This is a genomic window from Mycobacterium sp. (genome assembly GCF_047975165.1).
Lineage (GTDB): Bacteria > Actinomycetota > Actinomycetes > Mycobacteriales > Mycobacteriaceae > Mycobacterium.
Window position 1 is genome coordinate 1 of sequence record NZ_JBKECZ010000138.1, and the last position, 2,402, is coordinate 2,402.

3 protein-coding genes are annotated in these 2,402 nt (G+C 69.0%); 2 read left to right on the forward strand and 1 reads right to left on the reverse strand.

Annotation, left to right across the window (positions count from 1 at the left end):
- Positions 1-1,243 (reverse strand): AMP-binding protein (locus ACK5M9_RS13270; RefSeq protein ID WP_416893628.1); only part of this gene is annotated, 1,243 nt, incomplete at its 3' end.
- Positions 1,244-1,416: 173 nt separating this feature from the next.
- On the opposite strand from ACK5M9_RS13270, the gene ACK5M9_RS13275 reads away from it, so the two are divergent.
- Complete coding sequence (locus ACK5M9_RS13275; RefSeq protein ID WP_416893629.1) at positions 1,417-2,178, forward strand: SDR family NAD(P)-dependent oxidoreductase; 762 nt, start codon at positions 1,417-1,419, stop codon at positions 2,176-2,178.
- A gap of 29 nt (positions 2,179-2,207) precedes the next feature.
- Positions 2,208-2,402: hypothetical protein (locus ACK5M9_RS13280; protein ID WP_416893630.1), on the forward strand; the 195-nt coding region annotated here is incomplete at its 3' end.

The window sequence follows — 2,402 nt, forward strand, 5'->3', positions numbered from 1 at the left end:
AGCGGCCCAGATCGCCGGTGCGGTAGAAGCCCTCGGCGTCGAACACGGTCGCCTCGTCCCGGGCGTGCACGTAGCCCACCAGCATCTGCGCCCCCCGGGCCAGCACCTCGCCGGCATCCGACAGGCGCACCTCGGCGATACCCGGTCGGCCATCGGTCTCCGCCGCATGTTCCACATCGTCGGCCGCGGTGACACCCACCGAGGTGACCGGCACCTCGGTGGAGCCGTAGGCCCGGGTGACCACCGCCTTTTCGAAATAGTCCGAGGCCTCGCGAATCAGCGAGGGGGGCACCGAGGCACCGCCGCAGATGAACACCTTGAGGTCGGGCAGACGGGTGCCCGCCTCCCGCGCCGCCGCCAGCAGCGCCACCAGGAACGGCGTGGCACCGGCGAAGTGGGTGCAGTGCTCCGCCAGCATCAACTGGACCCCCTCGACCGGCTCCCAGCGCTCCATCAGCACCGCGGTCGCCCCCAGCAACAGGGGAATCTCGAAAGCGTAGATCGAGCCGCCGATATGGCTGATCGGCGAGGCCACCAGAAAGGTATCCCCGGGCGCCACCAGCCAGTGCTCCCCCAGCTGGCGGATCAGGGCGTGGATGGAATTGTGGCTGTGCATCACCCCCTTGGGGCTGCCGGTGGTACCGGAGGTGTACATGATCATGCGCACCGCATCCGGGTCCGGCGGCGGCAACTCGCCGGGGTCGCGGCGCTGGAACAGGCTGGCATAGGGGATATGGGGGCCGGCCTCGCCGCGCAGTACCACCACCTCCGGCGGCGCCTCCATGCGCTCGCCCACGGTCTGCAGCATGGCCCCGTAGTCGTAGCCGCGGTAGCGGGCGGGCACGAAGATCATCCGGCTCTGCACATCCGCCAGCATGAAACACAGGTCGTGCTCGCGCAGGGAGGGCAGTATGGGATGGGCGGTCATACCCGCCAGTGTGGCGGCCATGTAGATGACCGCGGCCTCGTGCCAGTTGGGCAGCATGAAGGACACCACACTGCCCACCGGATGCCGGGCGGCCATCTCCCGAGCCAGGGCGCCGGCCTCGGCGTACAGGGTGCGGGCGTCGAGGCGGGTCGCGCCCTCCAGCACCAGCGCTCGCTCCGGGGTCTCCCGCGCGGCACGCTGCAGGGCCTCGGCAAGGGTCTCGCGCACCCACAGGCCACTGTCGTAGGCGGCACGGGCCCGCGCCTCGTCCCAGCGCACGGAGCGGCCGGCGATCTCCCGGCGCCCGGCGCTCACAGCTCTTTCCCCCACTGGTGTACCCGGCCCCCCGGCTCGGGCTGGAACCTTGGCGTCACGGCAGACTCCTCATGCTAGATAAACAACACAGATGATTATAATCTTCTTCATTTTAATCGGCTGTCGCGCTAGAGTACACACGGCAGCGGAACGAGAAAAGCAGGTAGGATACGATGGAAGTTGTGATCATCACCGGTGCCGGCAGCGGCATCGGTCTCGCCACGGCAAAGGAAATGCACGGCCGGGGCCTGGCGGTGCTCGGGGTGGGCCGGGACCAGGGCAAGCTGGACGCCCTGGCCGCCGAGGTCGGCGCCAGCGAGCGCCTCGCCACCCTGTCGGCGGACATCACCACCGACGAGGCTCCACAGCGCGTCGTACAGGCGGCGCTGGAGCGCTTCGGCGGCATCAACTACCTGGTCAACAACGCCGGTATCGGCAGCCCCAAGCCGCTGCACGAGACCGACGACGCGACTCTGGACCACTTCCTCGACATCATGCTGCGCGCGCCCTTTCGCCTGGCCCGCGACGTCATCGCCCACATGCAGCCGGGCTCGGCCATCATCAACGTGACCTCCACCTTCGCGGTGGTCGGCGGGCGCCGCGGCGGCGCCTACTCCGCCGCCAAGGGTGGACTGACCTCCCTGACCCAGCACATCGCCTGCGAATACGGCGCCACCGGCATTCGCGCCAACTGCGTGGCACCGGGGGTCACGATGACCGACATGGTGCGCGAGCGCATGAACGACAAGGGTTTCCGCCGCATGCAGGTGGACATGACGCCCTACCCGCGCCTCGGCGAGGCGGAGGACGTGGCCAGCACCATCGCCTTCCTGTGCTCCCGAGGTGGCGAGTTCATCAACGGCCAGACCATCGTGGTCGACGGCGGCTGGTCGGCCACCAAGTACCTGTCTCCCGAGGCGCTGAACGCCGGCTGAGCCGGCCCCGCCGCGGGGAGGGCCAGACCATGCAGACGATAGACCAGCTGGAGCTGATGGAACTGCCGGTGCTGGAGCCGGCCTTTGCCGCAGACCCCCTGCCCGGCATCGAGGCGGCGCGGGCACACCACCCCTGGCTGGCGAAAAGCCCGGTGGGCTATCTGGTCCACGAGTACGAGGCCATCAGGGACCTCTACTTCATGGACGACAAGCTGCACTTCGCC